The 22,696-nt window shown below is 71.5% G+C and carries 19 protein-coding genes; 6 read left to right on the plus strand and 13 right to left on the minus strand.

Features of this window, described 5'->3' with window-relative positions; translation table 11 throughout:
• Positions 1-102 precede the first annotated feature (102 nt).
• Positions 103-399, plus strand: a complete 297-nt coding sequence (locus ACIBEC_RS38405; protein WP_360507400.1) for a hypothetical protein — start codon at positions 103-105, stop codon at positions 397-399.
• Positions 400-729: 330 nt separating this feature from the next.
• Here the strand turns inward: ACIBEC_RS38405 and ACIBEC_RS38410 are convergent, their stop codons facing one another.
• From ACIBEC_RS38410 to ACIBEC_RS38430, 5 genes are all read right to left on the minus strand, one after another.
• Entirely contained in the window at positions 730-1,608 is an 879-nt protein-coding gene (locus ACIBEC_RS38410; RefSeq protein WP_360507403.1) for a winged helix-turn-helix domain-containing protein, read from the minus strand.
• Between the two features lie 222 nt (positions 1,609-1,830).
• The gene (leuD, locus tag ACIBEC_RS38415) at positions 1,831-2,415 is read right to left on the minus strand and encodes a 3-isopropylmalate dehydratase small subunit (protein ID WP_360507405.1); all 585 of its coding nucleotides are present in this window, start codon (positions 2,413-2,415) and stop codon (positions 1,831-1,833) included.
• A gap of 44 nt (positions 2,416-2,459) precedes the next feature.
• Entirely contained in the window at positions 2,460-3,860 is a 1,401-nt protein-coding gene (gene leuC, locus ACIBEC_RS38420; RefSeq protein ID WP_360507408.1) for a 3-isopropylmalate dehydratase large subunit, read from the minus strand.
• Between the two features lie 44 nt (positions 3,861-3,904).
• Positions 3,905-5,578 (minus strand): amidase, encoded by a 1,674-nt coding sequence (locus ACIBEC_RS38425; protein WP_360507411.1) that lies wholly within the window; start codon positions 5,576-5,578, stop codon positions 3,905-3,907.
• A gap of 105 nt (positions 5,579-5,683) precedes the next feature.
• On the minus strand, positions 5,684-6,340 hold the full coding sequence (locus ACIBEC_RS38430) for a response regulator transcription factor (protein ID WP_360507414.1): 657 nt from the start codon (positions 6,338-6,340) through the stop codon (positions 5,684-5,686).
• A 307-nt stretch (positions 6,341-6,647) separates the two neighbouring features.
• Here ACIBEC_RS38430 and ACIBEC_RS38435 point away from each other — a divergent pair, with 307 nt between their 5' ends.
• Complete coding sequence (locus tag ACIBEC_RS38435; protein WP_360507417.1) at positions 6,648-7,844, plus strand: alpha/beta hydrolase; 1,197 nt, start codon at positions 6,648-6,650, stop codon at positions 7,842-7,844.
• Positions 7,831-9,078, plus strand: a complete 1,248-nt coding sequence (locus ACIBEC_RS38440) for an acyltransferase (protein WP_360507419.1) — start codon at positions 7,831-7,833, stop codon at positions 9,076-9,078. Before ACIBEC_RS38435 ends, ACIBEC_RS38440 begins: the two co-directional genes overlap by 14 nt.
• 123 nt (positions 9,079-9,201) lie before the next feature.
• Here the strand turns inward: ACIBEC_RS38440 and ACIBEC_RS38445 are convergent, their stop codons facing one another.
• A complete protein-coding gene (locus ACIBEC_RS38445; RefSeq protein WP_360507422.1) occupies positions 9,202-10,545 on the minus strand; it encodes a class II 3-deoxy-7-phosphoheptulonate synthase in 1,344 nt (447 codons plus the stop codon).
• Between the two features lie 207 nt (positions 10,546-10,752).
• Here ACIBEC_RS38445 and ACIBEC_RS38450 point away from each other — a divergent pair, with 207 nt between their 5' ends.
• Positions 10,753-12,255 (plus strand): anthranilate synthase component I family protein, encoded by a 1,503-nt coding sequence (locus tag ACIBEC_RS38450; protein ID WP_360507425.1) that lies wholly within the window; start codon positions 10,753-10,755, stop codon positions 12,253-12,255.
• A complete protein-coding gene (locus ACIBEC_RS38455) occupies positions 12,252-12,827 on the plus strand; it encodes an aminodeoxychorismate/anthranilate synthase component II (protein WP_350517895.1) in 576 nt (191 codons plus the stop codon). The genes ACIBEC_RS38450 and ACIBEC_RS38455 overlap by 4 nt, the downstream gene beginning before the upstream one ends.
• Before the next feature lie 21 nt (positions 12,828-12,848).
• Here the strand turns inward: ACIBEC_RS38455 and ACIBEC_RS38460 are convergent, their stop codons facing one another.
• Entirely contained in the window at positions 12,849-14,267 is a 1,419-nt protein-coding gene (locus ACIBEC_RS38460) for a PLP-dependent aminotransferase family protein (protein ID WP_360507428.1), read from the minus strand.
• Between the two features lie 155 nt (positions 14,268-14,422).
• Between ACIBEC_RS38460 and trpD the strand changes: the two genes are divergently transcribed.
• Positions 14,423-15,478, plus strand: a complete 1,056-nt coding sequence (gene trpD / locus ACIBEC_RS38465) for an anthranilate phosphoribosyltransferase (protein ID WP_360507431.1) — start codon at positions 14,423-14,425, stop codon at positions 15,476-15,478.
• Here the strand turns inward: trpD and ACIBEC_RS38470 are convergent.
• The 6 genes from ACIBEC_RS38470 to ACIBEC_RS38495 form a co-directional block, all read right to left on the minus strand.
• Positions 15,450-17,177, minus strand: coding sequence for a 2-isopropylmalate synthase (locus ACIBEC_RS38470; protein ID WP_360507434.1), 1,728 nt, complete (start codon positions 17,175-17,177; stop codon positions 15,450-15,452). The two genes, trpD and ACIBEC_RS38470, sit on opposite strands and share 29 nt — an antisense overlap.
• A gap of 133 nt (positions 17,178-17,310) precedes the next feature.
• Positions 17,311-18,153, minus strand: coding sequence for a dimethylargininase (gene ddaH, locus ACIBEC_RS38475; protein WP_360507437.1), 843 nt, complete (start codon positions 18,151-18,153; stop codon positions 17,311-17,313).
• Positions 18,150-18,695, minus strand: a complete 546-nt coding sequence (locus ACIBEC_RS38480) for a flavin reductase family protein (RefSeq protein WP_360507440.1) — start codon at positions 18,693-18,695, stop codon at positions 18,150-18,152. Before ACIBEC_RS38480 ends, ddaH begins: the two co-directional genes overlap by 4 nt.
• Before the next feature lie 5 nt (positions 18,696-18,700).
• Entirely contained in the window at positions 18,701-19,957 is a 1,257-nt protein-coding gene (locus ACIBEC_RS38485; RefSeq protein ID WP_360507443.1) for a cation:proton antiporter, read from the minus strand.
• Between the two features lie 27 nt (positions 19,958-19,984).
• Positions 19,985-21,535: a tryptophan halogenase family protein gene (locus ACIBEC_RS38490; RefSeq protein ID WP_360507446.1), complete on the minus strand. Its 1,551-nt coding sequence runs from the start codon at positions 21,533-21,535 to the stop codon at positions 19,985-19,987.
• 41 nt (positions 21,536-21,576) lie between these two features.
• A complete protein-coding gene (locus ACIBEC_RS38495) occupies positions 21,577-22,677 on the minus strand; it encodes a branched-chain amino acid aminotransferase (RefSeq protein ID WP_360507448.1) in 1,101 nt (366 codons plus the stop codon).
• Positions 22,678-22,696 lie beyond the last annotated feature (19 nt).

Consider the following 22,696-nt stretch of genomic DNA (forward strand, 5'->3'; position numbering starts at 1 on the left):
CCCCACCGCCACGACAAGAATTCGATCTACACCGCGCTCCCCAGATCCTCGAAGTCGAGGCGCCTCGGAACGAGGAGCCACCATCCCCGGAAGGGCCTCATCATGACCGTCCTCAAGCGCGCACTCGGAACCACCCTTGCCGCCGGCGCCCTCCTGCTGACCGTCGGCGCACTGCCGGCCGGCGCCCAGACTGCCGTCACCGGCCAGGCCCTTTTCGTCGGCAACGCTTTCAGCGGCAGCCCGTTCGCCTCGAACATCACCGCCTACAACAGCGCCTACGCCCAGGCCAAGGCAGCGGGCTACACCACCGCCCAGTGTTCGCTGACCCGTGCTCCGATCGCCATCCGGCTCAGCCCGACCCTCTGGCAGTCCAGCGCGGTGGTCACCTGCAACGCCTGACGGACGACCGCCGACGCACCCGGTTCTTCTGCCCTGCGGCCGACTCGACCGGAACCGCGCGGCCGCTCACGGCTGGAGCCTCCCGATCCCCGGGAGGCCCCAGCCCGTCAACCCGCCAGTGCAGGTCCGTCCCGAAAACACCACACCCACAAGCTCGTTGACAGTCACGCACACCATGCCAACGATGGCCATCACCGCCGATGCCGGGACAGAGCCGTTCTTCTTGCCGACCCGGGGAGTGCGCTCCTCACTATCTGGTTCATCGTCAGAAGCGAAGCGTTTCCGTGAGTTCAGGCTCTCCCGCGCCGCGCCTGCCGTTGGGGACCGGGGTCAGTGCAGTCGGGTGATCAGTGCGGCGCCCAGTGGTGTCAGGGTGTGCTGGACCCGGTTCAGGGAGCGCAGGGTGGTGATCAGGCCGGCGGCGCGGAGTACGGCGGTGTGCTGACTGGCGGCAGCCGAGGATATGCCCACGCGTTCGCCCACTTCGGTCGTGGTGGCGCTGCTGGAAAGTGCAACGAGTACGGCGGCGCGGGTGCGGCCCATGAGGGCGTGCAGGGCGCCGTTGCCTTCCTCGACGGCGTCCCAGATGGAGGAGGAGCGGCCCCAGTCGATGGGGATGGGATAGAGTAACGTGGGGCGGTCCTGGCCGAGGTAGCGGTCGAAGAGGATCGGGGGGCGCGCAGCGAGGAATAGCGAGGGGGCCAGCCACAGGCCCTCCGACCCCAGTTTGACGTCCTCCCCCTCCCCCGGAACCTCCAGTACCGGCGGGTCCCACCGGATGGCGCGGTGGAGTGAGGTGAACATCTGATCCCACCCTCCGCTGAGTACGATCTCACTGCGGGCGGCGCGGTCGGCGGCCAGGCGCCGTTCGATGCTCGCCCAATAGGGGGCGATGGCGATCTGACGGAAGCTTTCCAGATCAGCTGACAGGCGTGACTGGGTGGCGACTTCGGGGGCGTCCGGGTCGCCTTGTAACAGGGTCTGCACGACGTGGTCGAGGTCCGGGAGCGGTCGTAGTGCCTGGGCCAGTGAGATCATGCGGCGGATGTCACTTCTGCCAGCGGTTCTCTTGCGCCAGGCCCGGAAGGCCTCTCCGCCGACTCCGGTACTCAAAACGTCGAGCGCCAGGAGCGTTTCCCGTATCTGCTCGATATCGATCAGAAAGCGAGTGCTCGCCAGACTTTCCGCCGTAAAATGAATGCGCCGCATTGTTTCCCCCGCGTCAAAGCCGACCAATGGTATAGCGCGCCCCCGCCAGCCGTGTTACGCGAGGTCAGGCTATCAATGGTTCATTCTTCTGCACACGGAATCCTATCACGAACCGAACTGAATTCCAGATTCCGTTTTCCGAAGGACCGGGACTGACTTCGAGGACGGGCCCGCGGGGAGGCCGGGACGGGGATGGACCGGATTTCAGACGGTCCGCCGGGATCAGCCGACGGTCGGCAGCCAGGCGGGGCGCCGGGCCTCGTGGGCAGAGATCAGACCGCCGTGCTGCAGCACCGCCTCGATGGCGTCCTCCCCGCGCAGCAGCATCCGGCGGCCGCGCTCCTCGACCTCGAACTGCCAGCATGTGCCGCCCAGTCGCAGCGTGCACTCGCGCAGGTCTACGACCACCTCCAGGCCGGGGTGGGCGGCAATCTGCCCGGTGAGCCGGCCGAGCTCCGCGTAGGGGAGGTCAAGCGGGAGCAGTCCGTTGTTCAATGCGTTGCGCCGGAAGATGTCGCCGAAGCCGGCCGCCACCACGACCCGGAAACCTCCGTCCTTGAGTGCCCACACCGCGTGCTCGCGGGAACTCCCGATACCAAAGTCGCGGCCCGCGACGAGGATGCTGGCGCCCTGGTTCTCCGGGCGACCCAGGACGAAGCCCGGCTCCTTCCGCCAGTTGGCGAAGAGGGCGTCCGCATAACCGCTCTTCACCACTCTGCGACAGAACTCCGCAGGCACGATCTGGTCCGTGTCGATGTCGTCGCGGGCCAGTACGACGGCGCGCCCTGAATGTATTTCGAAATTCATCACGAAAACTCCAAAACGGCTGGGTTAAATCGGTGTGCTGCTGGTCACCGGATATCCGCCGGAACCGCGAGGCGGCCCGCGACGGCGGTCGCGGCCGCGACCTGCGGGGAGACCAGGTGGGTGCGCACGCCGTCCCCCTGGCGGCCCTCGAAGTTGCGGTTGGAGGTCGAGGCGCAACGCTGGGCACCCGTCAGACGATCCTCGTTCATGCCCAGGCAGATCGAGCAGCCGGGCAGGCGCCATTCGGCGCCGGCTGCGAGGAAGACCTCGTGCAGTCCCTCCTGTTCGGCCTCGGCGCGTACCGTCATCGAGCCGGGGACAACCAGCATCCTGGTGTTCTCGTGGACGGTTCGGCCGTCCAGGACGGCGGCGGCGGCCCGCAAGTCCTCGATGCGGCCGTTGGTGCAGGAGCCGAGGAAGACCACGTCGATGGGCAGTGAGCGCAGTTCGGTGCCGGGGGTCAGGTCCATGTACTCCAGGGCCCGGCGGGCAGCGGCGCGTTCGCCGGGATCGGTAAGGTCGTCGGGTGCGGGCACGACGCCGGAGAGCGGGACCACCTGGCTTGGGTTCGTGCCCCAGGTGACCAACGGGGTCAGGTGGGAGACGTCGATGGTGACGGTGCGGTCGAACGTGGCGCCGCGGTCGGTGCGCAAGGTCTGCCAGTACGCGGCGGCCTGCTGCCAGGCGGATCCGGTCGGGGTGTGCCGGCGGCCGGCCAGGTAGTCGATGGTGGTGCGGTCGGGAGCGATCAGGCCGACTTTGGCGCCGGCCTCGATGCTCATGTTGCACAGGGTCATCCGGCCCTCCATCGACAGGGCCTCGACCGGTTCGCCGCGGTACTCGATCATGTGGCCGCGGGCGCCATTGACGCCAATCGCGCCGATCAGCGCGAGAATCATGTCCTTGGCGCCGACCTCCGGCGGCAGGGCGCCGGTGAACTCCACAGCCATCGTGCGCGGCCGCTCCAGGGTCAGGCACTGGGTGGCGAGAACCTGTTCCACGTCGCTGGTGCCCACGCCGAAGGCGAGGGCACCGAAGGCGCCGTGAGTGGCCGTGTGGCTGTCGCCGCACACCACCGTCATGCCGGGCTGGACCAGGCCGAGCTGGGGTCCGACGACGTGCACGATGCCCTGGCGGGCGTGGCCCAGGCGGTACAGCTCGACGCCGTACTCGGCGCAGTTGGTCCGCAGGGTCTCCAACTGGAGGCGGCTGACGGGGTCGGTGACCTCCTGCGATGCGGTGGGCACGTTGTGATCCTCGACGGCGAGGGTCAGCTCAGGGCGGCGCACGGTGCGCCCGGCCAGGCGCAGCCCGTCGAAGGCCTGGGGTGAGGTGGCCTCGTGGGTGAGGTGCAGGTCGACGTAGAGCAGGTCGGGTTCGCCGTCCTGGGCGTGGACGACGTGGGCGTCCCAGAGTTTGTCGGCGAGGGTGGTGGGGCGACTCATCGGTCCTCCGGTGCGAACGGCGGGGTGGGAGTCCGGCTTGGGCGTCAGAGCCCGGTCTCGGCGGGCAGGAGGCCCGGTTTGGTCCTGGCCCGGGTGCGCTGTTCGAAGGCGTAGGCGAGCCGGAGCAGCACCGGTTCGCTCCAGGCCGGGCCGGTGAAGGTGATGCCGAGCGGGAGGGAGAGGGCGGTGCCGGCCGGGACGGTGATCGCGGGGTAGCCGGCCAGGGAGGCGGGCCCGGAGCTGCCTCCGAGGTAGAAGTCGCCGTTCAGGTAGTCGATCTTCCAGGCCGGGTTCCAGGTGGGCATGACCAGGGCGTCCAGGCGGTGTTCGGCGAGAACCGCGTCCAGGCCGCGGGTGCGAGCCATGTCCCGGGTGTCGGCGAGGGCCTTGCGATAGCGCTCGGAGGTGAGGTCGCCGTCGGTGGCGGTGTCCACCATCTTCAGGGGGGACTGGTCGAAGTAGCGCAGTTCCTGGCCGGCGTGCTGCTCGTTGAACGCGATGAGTTCGGTGAGGCTGCGCGGGTGGTCGCCAGGGGTGCTCGCGAGGTAGCTGTCGAAGCTGTGCTTGCTCTCGTAGAGGGCCACCGTTCCGGGGGCCTCGGCGGTGGCCATCTCCTGGGCAGTGGGGATGTCGGCCGGGTCGACCAGGATCGCACCGGCCGCTGCCAGAGTGCGCAGGGCCTGTTCGGCGACGGCGTCGGCGTGGCTGCTGTAGCCGAAGAAGACCTGCCGGGGGACGCCGATACGGGCGCCGCGCAGGCCGTCCGGGTCCAGGTGGCGGGTGTAGTCGGACCGGGTGTGGCCGACGGCGGCGGCACTGGCCGCATCGCGCGGGTCCGGCCCGGCGATGACACCGAGGACAGCGGCGGCGTCCGCGACGGTGCGGCACAGCGGGCCGATGGAGTCCTGGGTGGGCGAGCAGGGGATCACGCCGGCCCGGCTGGTCAGTCCGACGGTGGGCTTGAGGCCGACGACGCCGTTGACGGCGGCCGGGCTGAGGATCGAGCCGTTGGTCTCCGCGCCGATCGCGACGGAGCACAGGTTCGCGGAGACGGCGACGGCGGGCCCGGCGCTGGATCCGCTGGGTGAGCGGTCCAGCCGGTAGGGGTTGCGGCACTGCCCGCCGCGGGTGCTCCAGCCATTGACCCGGGTGACCTCGCTGCCGGCCCACTCGGTCAGGTTGGCCTTTCCGAGCAGGACGGCGCCCGCCGCGCGCAGCCGGGCGGCGACGGTGGCGTCCTGGGCCGGGCGGGCGCCGAGCAGGGCGAGCGAGCCGGCGGTGGTGTGCATCCGGTCGGCGGTCTCGACGACGTCTTTCAGCAGGACCGGGATGCCGTGCAGCAGCGGGTGGCGCAGCCTCCCGGCGCGTCGTTCCTCGTCCAGGGTGCGGGCCTGCGCGATGGCATCGGGGTTGGTCTCCAGGACGGAGCCGAGGGTGGGGCCGTGGCGGTCGAGCCGTTCGATCCGGGACAGGTAGTAGCGCACCAGGTCGACCGAGGACAACAGCCCACTGGACAGTGCTTTCTGAAGGTCGGTCAGTGAAGCTTCCTCCAGACCTGGCCGGTCGGGCGACTCCTGAGGGAAGGGGTCGGGGCCGGTGGTGTTCGGCTCCGGTGCGGCAAACGCCCGGCCGGCCTGGGCCAGCGCCGGGGTGACGGCGAGGGCGGTGCCGAGACCCAGGGTGGCTCGACGTGTCAGTCCTGCGGTCCGGTAGGACACGGGACGGGCTCCTGTCAGCGAGACGGCACCGTGACCTGTGCACGGCGCCCACAGCAGAGTCTCACCGCCGCCCGTGTGGCTCCAAGAACTTCACAGCTGCCTTAATCACGCTGGTTGCACGGCCTCCAGATAGGTCAGCACGGCGAGGACGCGGCGGTGACCGGCGCCCTCCGGGCTCAGTCCCAGCTTGCCGAAGATGTTGCCTACGTACTTGCCGACCGAGCTCTCGGCCAGGCGCAGCCGCTCGGCGATGCCGGTGTTGTGGTGGCCCTCGGCCATCAGGGCGAGCACCTGCCGCTCGCGTGGCGTGAGCAGTTCCAGCGGTTGGTCGCCTCGACACCAGGCCATCAGCTCGCCGACCACCTCGGGGTCGAGGGCGGTGCCGCCCTCGACGACCCGCCACAGGGCGCCCAGGAAGTCCTCGACGCGGCCCACCCGGTCCTTGAGGAGGTAGCCCACGCCGGAGGCGCCGTTGCTCAGCAGTTCGCCGGCCACCAGGCGGTCGACGGACTGGGAGAGGAAGAGCACCGGGAGCCGGGGGATCAGGCGGCGGGCCTCGGCCACGCCGCGCACGCCTTCGTCCCGGTAGGTCGGCGGCATCCTGATGTCGACCACCGCGACGTCGGGGCGGTGGCGCAGCAGGGCGGGGGCCAGTTCGTCGCCGTCGCGCACCGTCGCGCAGATCTCGTGCCCGGCTCCGCCGAGCAGGGCCGCGAGGCCCTCCCGCAGCAGGGTGTTGTCCTCCGCGATCACCACACGCACGGAAGTCTCCGTTCCACAAAGCCCGGCGGGACGCCCAGGGCTCCTGCGCACTCTCCGGTGCCCCCGTTGCGCGCAACCGAGGATCAACCTACCACCTACGTCCACAAACTGACGGAGCGTCGTCAATACGTACCGACATGGTGGTGGTGCCTGGTGTGTCGCTGGTGGTGCGGGCCCCACCCCGGTTGGGGCACACGCCCCACTGACCCGGCACCGGGTCGCGGGCGACCCTGATAGCGGCGACTCGCCCGGGTGGGTCGAGTTGCGAACTCCCTTTCCTCGAACGTCTGAAGGAGTGGCTCGCCCGATGCCAGGCTTCCGTTTGCGCCGCCGGCTGGCCGCCGCCGTCCTGGTCTGCGTGGCAGTGCCGGCCACGGCCGGCTGGGCCGCCGGCGACAGCCAGAACGCCGTCACAGGCCCGCCGGTGGGCACCAGCGCCTGGCTGGCCGACCACTCCCTGGGCCGGAAGCTGCCCGCCCCGGACACCACCCCGGTCTCCGAAATCGCCGACTTCACGGGCACGTTGAGCCCGACGCAGCAGGCGTCCCTGGCCGAGCGCCACCCGCTGGTGGTGGGCAGCCTCGACGGCGCTCCCGTCGAACTGCGCTACCGCGCCAACGCGCTCGCCCTTCGCCGGGAGCGCGACCAGCAACGGGCCGAGGCCGACGACGGCGCCCTGCCGGCCCGGGAGCGGGAGCAGGCGGCGACGCTGACCGACCGGTACGCCGAACTGCTCGCGAAAGACGGCCAGTACCTCGCCTTCGACCCGCGCGGGCGCGGCCAAATCACCGAGGTCTTCGGCGACCTTTCCACCGCGGAGCGCGTCGCCGTCGTCGTCCCCGGATCGGACATCGACCTTGCCACCTTCGACCAGGGTGGGGATCCGTACGCCCGCACCGCCGGCCAGGCCCGCGCCTTGCGTGAGGAGATGGCCCGCCAGGCGCCCGCAACGAGGGTCGCCACCATCGCCTGGGTGGGGTACACCACCCCGGTCGGGGTCGGGGTCGACGCCGCCACGACCCGCCTCGCCGACCTGGGCGCGCCCCGGCTGCGCCGCTTCCTGGAGGGCCTGGCCGCCGTCAACTCCCCCGCCCCGGCGCTGATCTGCCACAGCTACGGCTCGGTGCTGTGCGCCAAGGCGGTGGACGGGCTGCGCCCCGGCCTGGTCGTCGACCTGGTGGCGGTGGCAAGCCCGGGCATGCACGCCGACAGCGCCGCCGACCTGGGGACCAGTGCCCGGGTGTGGGCGGTGCGCAACGACTCCGACTGGGTCGGCGACGTCCCCAAGTTGGAACTGCTCGGCCTCGGCCACGGCCGCGACCCCACCGATCCCGGTTTCGGGGCCCGGGTGGTCTCGGCAGAAGGAGCCGACGGGCACGCCGGCTACTTCGTGCCCGGCACCGAATCGCTCGCCAACTTCGCCCGCATCATCCTCGGTTCGTACCCGTCCGTACGCTGTGCCGCCACCCCACCCGCTGAGGACTGCCGCCATGACCTTGACTGAACCGGCTGTCACCCGCCCCTCCGTCCTGGAGCCGCTGCGCTCCGTCGTCCACCGGATCGAGATCACCACTCCGCTGGACCGCGACCGCGGAATCGACGGGCTGCGCGCCCTGGCCCTGCTCTCCGTCCCGCTCGGGCACTGGCTGCTCGGCGGCTTCACCGTCGACGACGGCGGTGCCCTGCACAACGCCAGCCCGCTGACCGCGATGGGCTACCTCTCCCCGGTCAGCTGGGTGCTGCAGATGCTCGCCATCTTCTTCCTGGTCGGCGGCTACTCCTCGGCGCTCTCGCTCGGGCGCACGGTCGGGCGCGGCGAGGGCACCGGGGACTGGATCCGACGCCGAATGGTGCGGTTGGGCCGCCCGACCCTGGCCGTGACCGCGATCTGGGCGGTGCTGCTGGTCGCGCTGCGCCTGCTCGGGGTACCCGGGGACTCGCTGCACACCGCGGCCACCCTGGTGATCCAGCCGCTGTGGTTCGTCGCGGTGTACGCCGGGCTGACCACGCTCACGCCGCTGTGCCGGGCGGCCGCCCGGAGGGCGGGCTGCTGGTCAGTGCTGCCGCTGGTGGCTGTCGTGGCGATGGTGGACCTGCTGCGCTACGGCCCGGCGAGCGACGCCGTTCCGTCCTGGATCGGGCTGGTCAACCTGGTGCCCGGCTGGCTGTTCGGCTACCAGCTCGGCGTCTGCTGGAGCGAGCGGCGCCTGGGTCGGCCGGGCGCGCGGCTCCTGCTGGTGGCCGGGATCGCACTCTTCACCGTCCTGCTGACGCAGTTCCACTACCCGGCCAGTATGGTCGGCGTGCCCGGCGTGGAGCGCACCAACTCCCACCCGCCGTCCCTGCTGGTGACCGCGCTGGCGTGCGTGCAGTGCGGGCTGGCAGTGCTGGTACGCGAGCGCCTGGGCCGGTTGCTCTCGCACCCGGGGCTGTGGAGCACCGCGGTGGTGCTGAACCTGTCCGCGATGACGGTCTTCTGCTGGCACCAGAGCGCGATGTTGTCCGGCGGCCTGTCCGCAACCCTGGTCGGCGCCGTCCCTGGGCTCACCACCAGCCCGGACTCGCCCGGGTGGGCGCTGGCCCGGCTCTGCTGGATCCCGCTGTTCGCCGTCGCGCTGATCGCGATCGGCCTGGCGACCCGGCGGTTCGAACAGCCGTGGACGGGCGTCTCCACGGCCCAACGAACGACTGCGGTGGTGCTGAGCCTCGGCTTCGTCGGGTACGCCCTGCTCGGTTAGTGTCCCGGTCTTGCGCCGACTCGCCGACCTCTCGAGCGTACGCCTCTCAATCCTCTGTCAGGACGAGCGTCTCCCTCGGCCTGCCCGCCATGGCTCGACGAGATGGCACAACAACGGACCGTGTCACTGGCGGGCGAGCATCTCGGCCACCTGGAAGGCGAGGTCGAGGGACTGGCGGTGGTTCAGGCGGGGGTCGCAGGCGGTCTCATAGCGCTGGTGCAGATTCTCGGGCAGCAATTGGTCTCCCCCGCCAACGCACTCGGTCACGTCGTCGCCGGTGAGCTCGACGTGGATGCCGCCGGCGTGGGTGCCGAGCTCGCGGTGGACCTGAAAGAAGCCGCGGACCTCGTCGACGATGTCGTCGAAGCGACGGGTCTTGCGCCCGCCCGCGGTCACGGTGTTGCCGTGCATCGGGTCGCAGAGCCAGCCCACCTGCCGGCCCTCGGCGCGGACCTTCTCCACGATCGGCGGCAGCAGGTCGCGAACTCGGTCGGCGCCCATGCGCACCACGAAAGTGAGCCGGCCGGGCCGACGCTCGGGGTCGAGGCGCTCCAGATAGGGCAGGACGGTCTCGGCGGTGGCCGCGGGGCCGATCTTCATCGCGATCGGGTTGTTGATCCCGGCGAAGTAGGCGACGTGCGCGCCCTCCAGGTCCCTGGTGCGCTCGCCGATCCACAGCAGGTGCCCGCTGGTCGCGTAGCGTCGGCCGGTGCGCGGGTCGGTCCGGGTCAGGGCCTCCTCGTAGTCCAGCAGCAGCCCCTCGTGGCTGGCGAAGAACTCAGCCTCTCGCAGCTTCTTGTTGGGGCCGCCGCAGGCCCGCAGAAAGCGCAGCGCCCGGTCGATGCCATCAGCCAGCTCCTCGTAGCGGCGCCCGACGGCGGAGTCGCTGACGAAGCCCCGGTTCCACTCGTGGGCCTGGTGGAGCGAGGCGCTGCCGCCGCCGGCGAACCCGCGCACCAGGTTGAGCGTGACCGCCGAGGCCTCGTACATCCGCCGCATGCGGTGCGGGTCCGGGCGGCGGGCCTCGGCGGTGAAGGCGAGTCCGTTGACCGCGTCGCCCCGGTACGCGGGCAGGGTGACGCCGTTTCTGGTCTCGTCCGGCTGGGACCGCGGCTTGGCGTACTGCCCGGCCAGGCGGCCGATCTTCACCACCGGCACGCCGCTGGCGTAGGTCAGCACCACCGCCATCTGCAGCAGGGTTCGCAGCTTGCCGGTGACCGCGTCCACGGTGAGAGCGTCGAAGGTCTCGGCGCAGTCACCGCCCTGGAGGACGAACGCCTCGCCGCGGGCGACGGCTGCCAGGCGCTCGGACAGCCGGTCGCACTCTTCGGCGAAGACAAGGGGCGGCGCGGCCGCAAGCGCGGCGGTCACCTCGCGCAGCTGCGCCTGGTCGGGCCAGCTCGGCTGCTGAGCCGCCGGAAGTGATCGCCAGGCGGCGCCCGGCTCGTACTGCGGAATGAGGTTCATGGTGGCCTTCCACTGGAATCCGGCGAATGGGGAAATCGCAGGGGTCCGCCCATTGCAACCCACTGCCGGAAAACCGGTCAAGCGAGTGCGAATTGGTCCGCTCGACTTTCCGGGAACTGGTCTGTCCGGCCTGTGGCGGCGCCGGTTTGACTGGGATGCGAAGTCCACCGGCCATACCGACCTGGCCTTTTCGCGATGAGGATTCCGATGCCAGAAGTTCCGCCACCGCCCCCGTTCGCCGTCCGGATCGGCGCCGCAGCGCTGCCGGCGCACGACCCGCTGGAGCTGTACAGCCGGCTGGGCCGGCGCCACGGGCAGGGCGAGGTGTACCTGCTGGAGAGCCTGACCGACACCGGCCACCCCGGCGGGCCCGCCATGGTCGGCTACGGGCGGCTGGCCGAGATCAGGCTGTACGACACCTACCTGGAGATCGACGGCATGCCCGAGCTGCGCGCCGCGCTGCGCTCCGTGGCCGCGGACCTGGGCCTCCCGGCGACCCCGGGAGAGGGCCTGGACCGGCTGGACCTGGGAGACGCAACCGTGGTGTGGGAGCTGCTGCGCAGGGCCCAGGGCCTGTTCGCCGTGGACCGAGAGCGGGCTCCGGCCGGGTTCGGCTTCGGCTTCCTCGCCAACCTGGCCTACGACGCGGCCTGGCACATGGACGAGCTGCCCGCGCGTACCCGGCCGGCGCAGCGCCCGGACGCGGTGTTCACCCTCTTCAGGGACTGCGTGCGCTTCGACGACCCCGAGCGGCCGCTCCTGCTGAGCGCGCAGTGCGCCGCGTTCGGTACGGCCGGTGGTGCGGATGTGGCGGCCGCGGCCCGGGAGGCCGCCCAGGCGCCACCGGCGCAGGCCTGCCCGCCCGCCGCCCGCCCGCAGTCGGTGCGCGACACCGTCGAGCGCGACACCTTTCTCGGCTGGGTGCGGCGCTGCCTGGAGCACATCGGGGTCGGCGACATCTACCAGATTCAGGTGGGCCACCGGATCGACGTGTGCACTGCGCTGACCCCCGAGCAGGTGTACCGGCGGCTGCGCTCGCGCAACCCCTCGCCGCACATGTACCTGCTGCCCAACGCGGGCGGCACGCTGATCGGCGCCAGCCCCGAGCTGCTGTTCCGGATCGAGGACGAGCGGATCGTGATGCGCCCGATCGCCGGCACCACCCCCCGCGACGGCGACCCGGAGGCCAACGAGCGGCGGATCAAGGAGCTGCTGGCCAGCCCGAAGGAGCAGGCCGAGCACATCATGCTGGTCGACCTGGCGCGCAACGACCTCAGCCGGGTGTGCCGTCCGCACTCGCTGACGGAGGAGGGCCTGATGACGGTGGAGACCTTCTCGCACGTCTTCCACCTGGTCTCGACGGTCTCCGCCCGCCTGGAGCCGCAGGCGGACGTGTGGCGCTCGCTCTGCGCGACGTTCCCGGCCGGCACCATGACCGGCGCGCCGAAGCTGCGCGCAATGGAGCTCATCCAGGACATCGAGCACGAGCCGCGCGGCGCTTACGCGGGCGCGGTCGGGCTGATCGACGTCGGCGGCTGGAGCGAGCTGGCGCTGTGCATCCGCACCGTCTCCCACCACAGCGGGGTGTACTCGGTGCAGGCGTCGGCGGGAGTGGTGGCCGACTCGACGCCGGAGGCGGAGTGGAACGAGACCCTGGCGAAACTGGGCGCCGGGTACTGGGCGTTGACCGGTGAGGAGCTGACGGCGTGAAGGTCCTGCTGGTGGACGCGAGGGACAGCTTCGTCCACATCATCGACCAGTACCTGCGCTCGCTGGGCGCGCAGACCGAGGTCGTGCGCGCCCACACCCGCACCCCCGGGCAGCTGGCCGCATCCGCCCCGGACGCAATCCTGCTCGGCCCGGGCCCGGGACACCCGGCGGCCTCCGGCCACGTCGAGCTGGTGCACGCCTTCGCCGGGCGGATCCCACTGCTCGGCGTGTGCCTGGGGCACCAGGCGATCGCGCTGGCCTTCGGCGGCCGGGTGGAGGTGGCGGGCCGGCTGATGCACGGACGGACCAGCACGGTGACGCACGATGGCCGGGGCGTCTTCGCCGGGCTGGGCAACAGTCTGACCGCAACCAGGTACCACTCGCTGGTCGTGGCGCAGCCGCTGCCCGAGGAGCTGGAGCTGACCGCGCTCGCCGCGGACGACGGCTACGTGATGGGATTGCGGCACCGCAGCCTGCCGGTGGAGGGGCTGCAGTTCCACCCGGAGAGCATCACTACCACCGGTGGGATGCGGCTGCTGGAGAACTTCCTGGCGGCTGGGGCCCGCTCCTGAGAACAGATTCCGGACAGCCGGTCAGGCGCAGCTGCGGCGGCGCCCGGCCGGCTGTTCGGCGCAGGCCTCGCCGAGGGTGCGCAGGACCTCCGTGACCGCCGAGCGCGGGAGGTTGGAGTAGCCGAGCACCAGGGCCGGGGCGTCCGGGCGCGGGCGGTGGTGGAACAGCCGCCCGCCCTGGACCAGTACCGAGCGGCGCAGCGCGGCCGCCACCAAGCGGGCCTCGTCCACGTGGTCGGGCAGGCGCAGGTAGGCATGCAGTCCCATGGCGGTGCCCAGGATCCGGGTGCCGGGCAGGAAGCGCTGGACGGCGAGTTCGAGGCTCTCGCGGCGGCCGCGCAGGTGAGCACGCTGGGCGCGCAGGTGGCGGTCGAACAGTCCGGAGCGCATCAGTTCGGCGAGAGCGAGCTGGGTGAGCACGTCGGAGCCGAGGTCCCGCCGGGAGCGGACCCGTTCCAACGGGGCGAGCAGCCGGCGGGGCACGGCGAGCCAGCCCAGTCGCAGGCCGGGGGCCAGGGATTTGCTGGCCGTGCCGCCGTAGAGGGTGCGTTCGGGTAGCAGGCGTTGCAGGGCGGGGACGCGCACGCCGCGGGCGAGCCAGAGGTCGCTGTCGTAGTCGTCCTCGATGACCCAGCCGTCGACGTCCCTGGCCCATCGGGCCAGCGACTCGCGGCGTTCGGCGGTGAGCGCCGCGCCGGTGGGGAACTGGTGGGCGGGGGTGACCAGGACGGCCCGTAGCCCGGAGCGGTACAGCGCGGCCACGTCGATGCCGTCGCCGTCCACCGGGACGGCGTGCGGGCGCAGCCCGGTCTCACGGACGAACTGGCGCTGGCGCAGGTGGCAGGGGTCCTCCATGCCGAGCGCGTCGATGCCCAACTCCGGCAGGACGGCGCACACCAGGCCGAGCGCGTGGGCGAAACCGGACACCACCACGACCTGTTCGGGCGTGGTGTGCACGCCGTGGACCCGGCCGAGGTAGCCGGCCAGTTCGGCGCGCAGTTCGGGCACCCCGGAGGGCGAGGGGTAGCCGAGGTCGCGCCGGGAGGCGCCACGCACGGCGTTCTGGTAGCAAGCCAGCCATTCGCGCTGCGGGAAGCTCGGCAGGCCGGCGGTGCCGGTGCGCAGGTCCCAGCGCACCGGTGGGGCGGGGTCCTCGCGCAGCAGGGTGGGCGGGGGCGAGGCGGCGGTGGGGCGAGCGGCCACCCGGGTGCCGGAGCCGGGCGTGGCCTCCAGGTAGCCCTCGGCCATCAGTTGCCCGTAGGCCTCCACCACGACGCTGCGCGAGACGCCGAGGTCCTCGGCAAGCTGGCGGCTGGAGGGCAGTCTCGTGCCGGGCAGCAGGACCGCCTCGGTGATCTCGCGCCGCAGTGTGCCCTGGATCTGGGCGGTGAGTGAGGGTCCGGCTTTCCGTGAGACCTCGATCAGCGTGTGCCAAGTCATCGGTACTCCCTTTGGGGAATTGTCGTGGAAAAGCGGTCCGAGGGAGCAGCGGTCAATTGGTCTGGTGGCACGCGGATTTCCGACGGAAGAATTCCCGATGCGGGGCCGAACGGCCCGGCAGACGAAACCGGAATCCGATATCAGGTGAGGAACTCATGGTGGGAATCAATCAGAGGACGTGGCCGGGGCTGCTGACCGCGCTGCTGGCCGGGACCGATCTGGATGCCGCCGACACCTCGTGGGCGATGGACCGGGTGATGCGCGGCCAGACGGGCCCGGCGCAGCTGGCCGGCTTCCTGGTGGCGCTGCGGGCCAAGGGCGAGACCGCGCGAGAGCTGGCCGGACTGGTCGCCTGCGCGCGCAGCCACGCGGTGGCGCTGAGCGTACCGGGGCCCGTCGTGGACATCGTGGGCACCGGCGGGGACGGGGCGCATACGGTGAACGTGTCCACCATGTCGGCGATCGTGGCTGCGGCGGCCGGGGCACGGGTGGTCAAGCACGGCAACCGTTCGGCGTCCTCCGCGTCGGGTTCGGCCGATGTGCTGGAGCACCTCGGCGTGGGCCTGGAGTCCTCGCCCGAGGAGGTGGTGCGCTCGGTGCGGGAGGTGGGCATCGGTTTCTGCTTCGCCCCGGCGTTCAATCCGGCGTTCCGCCACGCCTCGGCCGTGCGGCGGGAGTTGGCGGTGCCGACGGTGTTCAATGCGCTGGGCCCGCTGACCAATCCGGCCGACCCGGGCGCGCTGGCGGTCGGGGTCGCGGACCCCCGGCTGGGGCCGCTGATCGCGGAGTTCCTGGCCGAGCGGGGAGTGAGCGCGCTGGTGTTCCGGGGAGACGACGGCCTGGACGAGCTGACCGTCACCGGCTCCTCCACGATCTGGTCGACGCACGGCGGACAGGTCGAGTGCGAGCGCCTGGACCCGCGTCGGCTGGGAATCGCGCTCGCGGATCGCGGCGCGCTGCGCGGCGGCGACGCGGCGCACAACGCCGCCGTAGCACGCTCGGTGCTGGGCGGCGAGCGCGGTCCGGTGCGCGACGCGGTCCTGTTGTCCGCGGCGGCCGGGCTGGCCGCTCTGGAGCCGTCGCACCAGCCGGTCGCCGACCGCTTGGCGGCTACGCTGGCGCGGGCCGCCGAAGTGGTCGACTCGGGGGCCGCTGCGGCCCTGCTGGATCACTGGGTGACCGTCAGTGCGCCGCGGACGACGGTGTCCTGATCGCGGCGCCGTCCACGGGCCGGGCGGTGCGGCGGATGCGCTCCAGGGCCGCGCACACCCCGGCCCGCACGGCCTGCCCGGCCCGTTCGTGGATACCCACTCCCCACACCGGGCGGCCGTCCACCAGAAGTTCGCAGCAGGCGACGACCGCCTGGGTGCGGCCGCCTGCCTTGTGGAGGTCCAGGTGCCCGAGCCGAGCGGTGCCGCCGGCGGCGGCGAGCAGCGAGCGGGCCTGTTCGGCCCACTCCCCCTCAGCCGTCGGCCCGTCCTCGTCGAAGCGGCCCGTCACGGTCGCCGATTCGGCCTCGTCGGGCGCCTGGCCGGGCGCGACATAGGTCTTCTCGAAGGTGCGCCAGAGCTCGGCGGAGTCGACCTCGCCCCCGATCTGCTCGCAGACGCGCTGCATGACGGTGGCGAAGTCGATCTGCAGCCGACGCGGCAGGTCGATGCCGTACTCACGGCGCATCAGGTGAGCGACGCCGCCCTTGCCGGACTGGGTGTTGATCCGGATCAGCGCCTGGTAGTCGCGCCCGATGTCCCGCGGGTCGACAGGCAGGTAGGGCACCTGCCAGGGCTCGTCAGGGTCGCCGATACGGGCGGCCAAGCCCTTGCTGATGGCGTCCTGGTGGGCGCCGGCGAAGGAGGTGTAGACGAAGTCGCCCGCCCAGGGCTGGCGCACCGGAACGGGCAGCCGGTTGACGTCCTCCACCACGCGGCGGATGCCGTCGAGGTCGCGCAGGTCGAGCATCGGGTCGACGCCCTGGGAGAAGAGGTTCATGGCGAGCGTCACCAGGCAGACGTTGCCGGAGCGTTCGCCGTTGCCGAACAGGGTGCCCTCGACCCGGTCGGCGCCGGCGAGGACGGCCAGTTCGGCGGCCGCCACCCCGCTGCCGCGGTCGTTGTGGGGGTGGACGGACAGCAGGGTACGCTCGCGGTGCGCCAGGTTGCGGTGCATGTACTCGATGCGGTCGGCGAACTCGTGCGGCGGGAAGACCTCGACGGTGGCCGGCAGGTTGACGCGCAGGGTGTGGGCGGCTCGGGGCGCCCAGAAGTCCAGGACGGCGTTGCACAGTTCGAGCGCGTACTCGGGCTCGGTCTGGGTCCAGGACTCCGGGGCGTACTGGAGGTAGAGCTCGGTGCCGGGCAGCGAATCCTGCAGGCGCAGCGCCTCCTCGGCGCCGCGCAGGGCGAGGTCCAGGGTCTCCTGGCGGTCCATCCGCAACACGAGCCGGCGCTGCAGTTCGGAGGTCGGATTGAAGACCTGCAGCACGGCCCGGCGGGCGCCGCGCAGCGAGTCCACGGTGCGTTCCAGGAAGCCGTCCCGGATCGGTGCCATGACCTGGACGACCACGTCCTGGGGGATCGCGCCGGTCTCGATGATCCGGCGCACGAAGTCGTGGTCGTCCCGGGAGGCGGTCGGGTAGCCGACCTCGATCTCTTTGAAGCCCAGGGCGACCAGCAGGTCGAACATGCGCTGCTTGCGGTCCACCCCCATGGGGTCGATCAGGGCCTGGTTGCCGTCGCGCAGGTCGACGCTGCACCACAGCGGGGCGCGGTCGAGGGTGCGATCGGGCCAGGTGCGGCCGGTGAGGCCGATCGGTCGGTAGGGGCGGTACTTGTGCACCGGCATCGGGCTGGGGAGCTGGCGCCCGCAGTCGGATCTGCCGGTGCTTCCTGTGCCGTGCATGCTTTGCGTCATCGTCATCTCCACTGTCACCACGCGACCTCAGGGCAGAGGGAAGCGCCGCGACCGATGGCGGAACGGTCACGACGCTTCCGGTCAGTTGGAGCTGGCCCGGCCGGCGGCGGGGCGCCGACCGGGACGGCGGCGCTCAGCCGCGGGGCCTTAGTTCGAGCGTGCAGCACTTGACGCTGCCGCCCGCCTTGAGGAGTTCGGTCAGGTCGACGCCGATCGGCTCGAAGCCGCGCTCGCGCAGCTGCCCGGCCAAGCCGGTGGCAGCCTCGGGCAACACGACGTGCCGACCGTCGCTGATCGCGTTGAGGCCGAACACGGCCGCGTCGGCGGGCTCGGCGAGCAGGGCGTCGGGGTAGAGGCGGCGCAGCACGGCGAGGCTTCCGGCGGAGAAGGCGGCCGGGTTGTACATGATCTCGTCGCCGTCGAGCACGGCCAGGGCGGTGTCCAGGTGGTAGAAGCGCGGGTCGACCAGTTCCAGGCCGACGACGGGGCGGCCGAAGAACTCCTGGGCCTCGGCGTGGCCCTCGAGTGTGCTGCGGAAGCCCCAGCCGGCGAGCACGTGGCTGTCGGTGACGAGGAAGTCGCCCTCTCCCTCGTTGACGTACTGCGGCTCGTGCAGCTCGGTGTAGCCGCGCGCGCGGAACCAGTCCAGGTAGGCGGGGCCCTCGGCGACCCGCTCCTGGTGGCGGAAGCGTGCGCCGAACACCTTGCCGTCGACCACGGTGGCGCCGTTGGCGGCGTACACCATGTCGGGCAGGCCAGGGATCGGCTCGATCAGCTCGATGGTGTGCCCGAGCTCCAGGAAGAGATCGTGCAGCCGCTCCCACTGGGCGACGGCGAGCGAGGTGTCGGTCGGCTTGGCCGGTTCCATCCACGGGTTGATGGAGTAGCTGACGTCGTAGTGGGTCGGGCGGCACATCAGGAAGTTCCGGGGGCGGGCGTGTCGGGTGACGGCACCGCGGGGGGCGGCTGCGTTCATCGGTGACTCCTCGGTTGGGTGGCAGACCAGGTGCCGTAGCGTCGGCTTCCGTACAACAGCGGGTCGTCGTCTGCGAGTTGGATTACTTGGATGACCTCGCCGAAGACCATCCGCCGCTCCCCGACCACCACGATCTGGGTGATGCGGCAGTCGGCGACGGCGTGCGCGGCCTCGGTGAGGTGGGGGCCGGCGGCGTACTCGGGCATGCTCCACTCGGTGGAGTCGAAGCGGTCCGGGGCCCCGGAGGCGAACAGCTCGGCGGCCGAACGACCCTGGGCGTGCAGCAGGTTGACGGTGAAGGCGTCCGATTCCAGGGCCGCCCGCAGGGTCGGGCTCTCGGCCCGCATGCCGACGGCCAGGGTGGGCGGGTCCACGCTGACGCTGCACAGCGCCGAGCAGGTCATGCCCCAGGGGCGGCCGTCGCGGTCGACCGCGGTGACGATGGCGACCCCGGTCGGGAAGCCGGCCATCAGCGACCGGAACTCCTCGGGCGAACTCGGCGGGGCGGTACGGATGGTGTCAGGGTTTGCGACGACTTCCATGAGACTCACCGCTCGACTTGTTGGAGGATCGGTTCGGCGGCCACCGGCGCACGGGTCCCGATCCGGTCGGCCAGCCACAGCAGTGGCCCGCTCAGCCCCGTGGTGATCAGCGCCATGATGACGAGCGCGACGTAGAGCGCCGGCGGCAGGAGACCCGCGCTGTACCCGATCTGCAGGATCACGATCTCGGTGAGACCGCGGGTGTTCATGAGCGCGGCCAGCTTGAACGAGGAGATCGGCGGCTGGTCGCCGGCCCGGGCGCCGAGGTAGCTGCCCACGAGCTTTCCGGCCAGCGCGAGGGCGGTGGCGACGATGGTGGCCGACCAGGAGAACGCTCCGCCGGGGGCGGCCGCCAGGGTGGTCCCGGCGGTCAGGAACAGCACCGGCAGCAGGCCGCGGCCCAGCTTGCCGAGCAGATCGGCCGACCTGGTCCAGGGGCCGAGGCCGCCGTCCGGCGGCAGCGCCAGGCCGACCATGACGGCTCCGAACACGTCGCTCAGGCCCAGGTCCTGGGTCAGCCGGGCGGCGCCGAGGGCGAGCAGGCCCACCGCCAGCACCGCCGCCCTCGGGTAGCCGCAGGCCGCCCGGTCCACCGCCGGGGTGCCGGCCAGGCGGCGCAGGGCAAGCGCGCCCATCGCCCCGCCCAGTACCACCAGGACGGCGCGCAGCGGGCCGTCGCCACCCTTGTGCAGGCCGATCGCCAGGGTGAGCAGGACCCAGGTGACGGCGTCGATGAGGACGGCGGAGGCCATCGAGAGCCGGCCCTCCTCGGTGTGCTCCATGCGGCGGTCGCGCAGGATGCCGGCGAGCACCGGCACGGCGGTGACCGCCAGTGCGATCGCGAGCATCAACACGAAGGCGGGTGTTCCGGAGTCCCCGCGCAGGTGCGGGCCTCCCCCGCCGGCGATGATCCAGGCCGCGAGCAGGGCGCCGGCGCCCATCGGGACCAGGATCGACCCGGCCGACAGCCAGGCCAGCGCCCGTCTGGGCAGGCGGTGGCCGCCGCCGCGGATCTCGTGGGCGGCGCCGACCAGGAACAGGCAGAGGCCGAGGTGCCCGAGTTCCTTGAACAGGTCCCAGCCGGGCGACTGGGTGCCCCAGTGCACCCGGGAGCTCAGCAGGGCGCCCAGCGCCAGACAGGCCGCGATCTCCCCGACCACGGCCGGCTGGCCCAGCGCCTTGGCCGCCCGACGGCCCAGCAGGGCGCCGGGGACCAGCACGAGGACCACCAGGGCCGGCTCGATGAACGTACTCGCCAACACGAATGCTCTCCCTGTCTCTACGGACGGTCAGTGCCGCTGGGCGAGGTACTCGTACTGGCTGGGCAGGCGCCTGACGAGATCCTGCGCCTGGTCCTTGAGCTGCTGGAACTCCTTGGCGGCGGCGGTGGAGTCCATCAGCGACATCGCCGGGACGGCCTTGATCGGAATGCCGCCGAGGCCGAGCAGCATGGCGAGGTAGGAGTACGCCTCGAAGCCGTGGTAGTGCGGGTAGATGGTGTCGCTGGTCGGCGGCTTGACCTGCCACTGCTCCAGCCGCTCGGCCAGTCCGTCGGGGATGACGCGGGTCTTGGCGTCGCGCCAGTAGGCGTTGTCGTCGCGGGCCGCGCCCTTGTAGTGCAGGACCAGGAACTCGCGGACGCCGTCGAGGGTGTGGGCCATCGCGCTGTTGTAGGACTTGCGCAGCTGCGGGTCCCAGTCGGCGTTCGGGAAGTGCTTGACCAACTGCTCGATGCCTCGCTGGATGAAGAAGATACCGGTGGACTCCAGCGGCTCGACGAAGCCGCTGGACAGGCCGATCGCCACGCAGTTGTTGACCCAGGCGTTGCGGGTGCGCCCGACCCGCATCTTGATGTGGTTGGCCTCCAGGTCCTCGGCGTCGGGGCCGACGAACTCGCGCAGGGTGCGCTCGGCCTCCTCGGGGGTGGTGTAGTCGGAGGCGTAGACGTAGCCGGTGCCCAGGCGGCCGAACAGCGGGATGCTCCAGATCCAGCCGGCCTCCTGGGCGGTGGCGGTGGTGGCCGGGCGCAGGCCGCGCTTGGCCATGTCCACCGGCACGCGCAGGGCGACGGCGCGGTCGTTGGGCAGGGTGTCCTGGTAGGAGATGAACGGCTCTTCGAGGGCCTGGTTGATCAGCAGGCCGCGGAAGCCGGAGCAGTCGATGAACAGGTCGCCGGACAGGTCGCCGTGCTCGCGGGTGCGCAGGTGGCTGATCCAGCCGCGGTCGTCACGGACGACCTCCAGCACGTCGTCCTCGATATGAACGGCGCCGCGCTCGATGGCGTACTCGGAGAGGAAGTCGGCGAGCAGCGAGGCGTCGAACTGGTAGGCGTAGGGGAACTGGGTGGCCTGCTCGGACAGCGTGGTGCGCGAGGCGTTGCCGTCCTTGGGGCGCTCGACGAACTCCTGCTCGAACAGGGTGCCGTCCAGGTAGCGGGGGGAGCGCTCGTTGTCGCAGATCGAGGTCATCAGGAAGGTGTCCTGGTCGAACCGGTCACTGGGCCGGTCCTTGAGCCACCAGTCGGTGAGCGGGAAGCCGTCGACGACCCGCAGCCGCTCGAAGGGGTGGTAGAAGTAGTGGCCCTTGCGCCGCCAGTTCTCGAACCTGATGCCGAGCTTGTAGGTGGCGTTGGTGCGCGGCATCCACTCCTCCTCGGGCAGGCCGAGGTAGTCGAAGAAGTGCCGCACGGTGCTGAAGGTCGCCTCGCCGACGCCGATGGTCTTGATCCGCTTGGACTCGACCAGGGTGACCGAGACGTTCGGGCCGAAGGTGGCGCGCAGGTACGCGGCGGTCATCCATCCGGACGTCCCGCCACCGACTATGACGATCTTGTTGGGCATGGGTACTCCTTGGCTGTCGTTGTGAAGGGATGGGGCGGCGGTCAGGCGAGCGGGACGTCGTGCATCCAGCCGTGCGCATCGGGCGCGGTGCCCTGCTGGACGGAGGTCAGCAGTTCGGCGAGGCGGGCGGTGAGCGGGCCGGTGCGGCCGTCGCCGATGACCCAGGAGCCGTCGGCGGTGGCGACCTCGTTGACCGGGCTGACCCGGGCCGCGGTGCCGCAGGCGAACACCTCGGTGATCTCGCCGGAGACGCAGCCGGCGCGCCAGGCGTCCAGGCTGAGCGGCTCCTCGGCGGCCGGGATGCCCAGGTCGGCGGCGAGGTCCAGCAGGGAGGCCCGGGTGACGCCGGGCAGCAGGGTGCCGGTGAGCGGCGGGGTGGTCAGCCGGGTGTCGGCGCCGGAGCCGTGGACGAAGAAGAGGTTCATCCCGCCCATCTCCTCCACCCAGCGGTGCTCCGCCGAGTCGAGCCAGACCACCTGGTCGCAGCCCTTGGCCTTGGCCTGTTCCTGGGCCAGCAGGCTGCCCGCGTAATTGCCGGCGCACTTGGCCGCGCCGGTGCCGCCGGCCGCGGCGCGGGAGAACTCCTCGGTGACCCAGACCCGCACCGGCTTCTGGTCCCGGCCGAAGTAGGCCTCGGTGACGAAGGCCATGAGCAGGAAGCGGTACTGCCGGGCGGGGCGCAGCGCGAGGGTGCGCTCGCTGCCGTAGAGCAGCGGACGCAGGTAGAGGCTCATCTCGGGGTCGTCGGGTAGCCAGTCCTGGTCCTGGCGGGTCAGCTCGTCGAGGGCGGCGACGAAGAGGTCCTGCGGCATCTCGGGCATCATCAGCCGCCGGGCGGAGTCCTGGAAGCGGCGGGCGTGGGCCTCGGGGCGGAAGATGCGGATCGCCCCATCGGGTGTCCTGAAGGCCTTGACGCCTTCGAAGACGACCTGCCCGTAGTGCAGGCCGACCATCGCCGGGTCCATCAGCAGTGGTTCGTAGGGCTGCAGTTGGGCGCTGTGCCAGCCCTGTTCGGCGTCCCACTCGACGGAGACCAGGTGTTCGGTCAGGGCCGAGCCGAAGGCGGCGGAGCGGGTGCGCTCGAGCCGTTCGGCGACGGGCAGCGGGTGCTCCAGGGGTTTTCTCTCGATGCGCGGGGACACTCGGCCTCCTGTGGACGGT

Source organism: Kitasatospora sp. NPDC051164, assembly GCF_044455625.1.
GTDB lineage: Bacteria > Actinomycetota > Actinomycetes > Streptomycetales > Streptomycetaceae > Kitasatospora.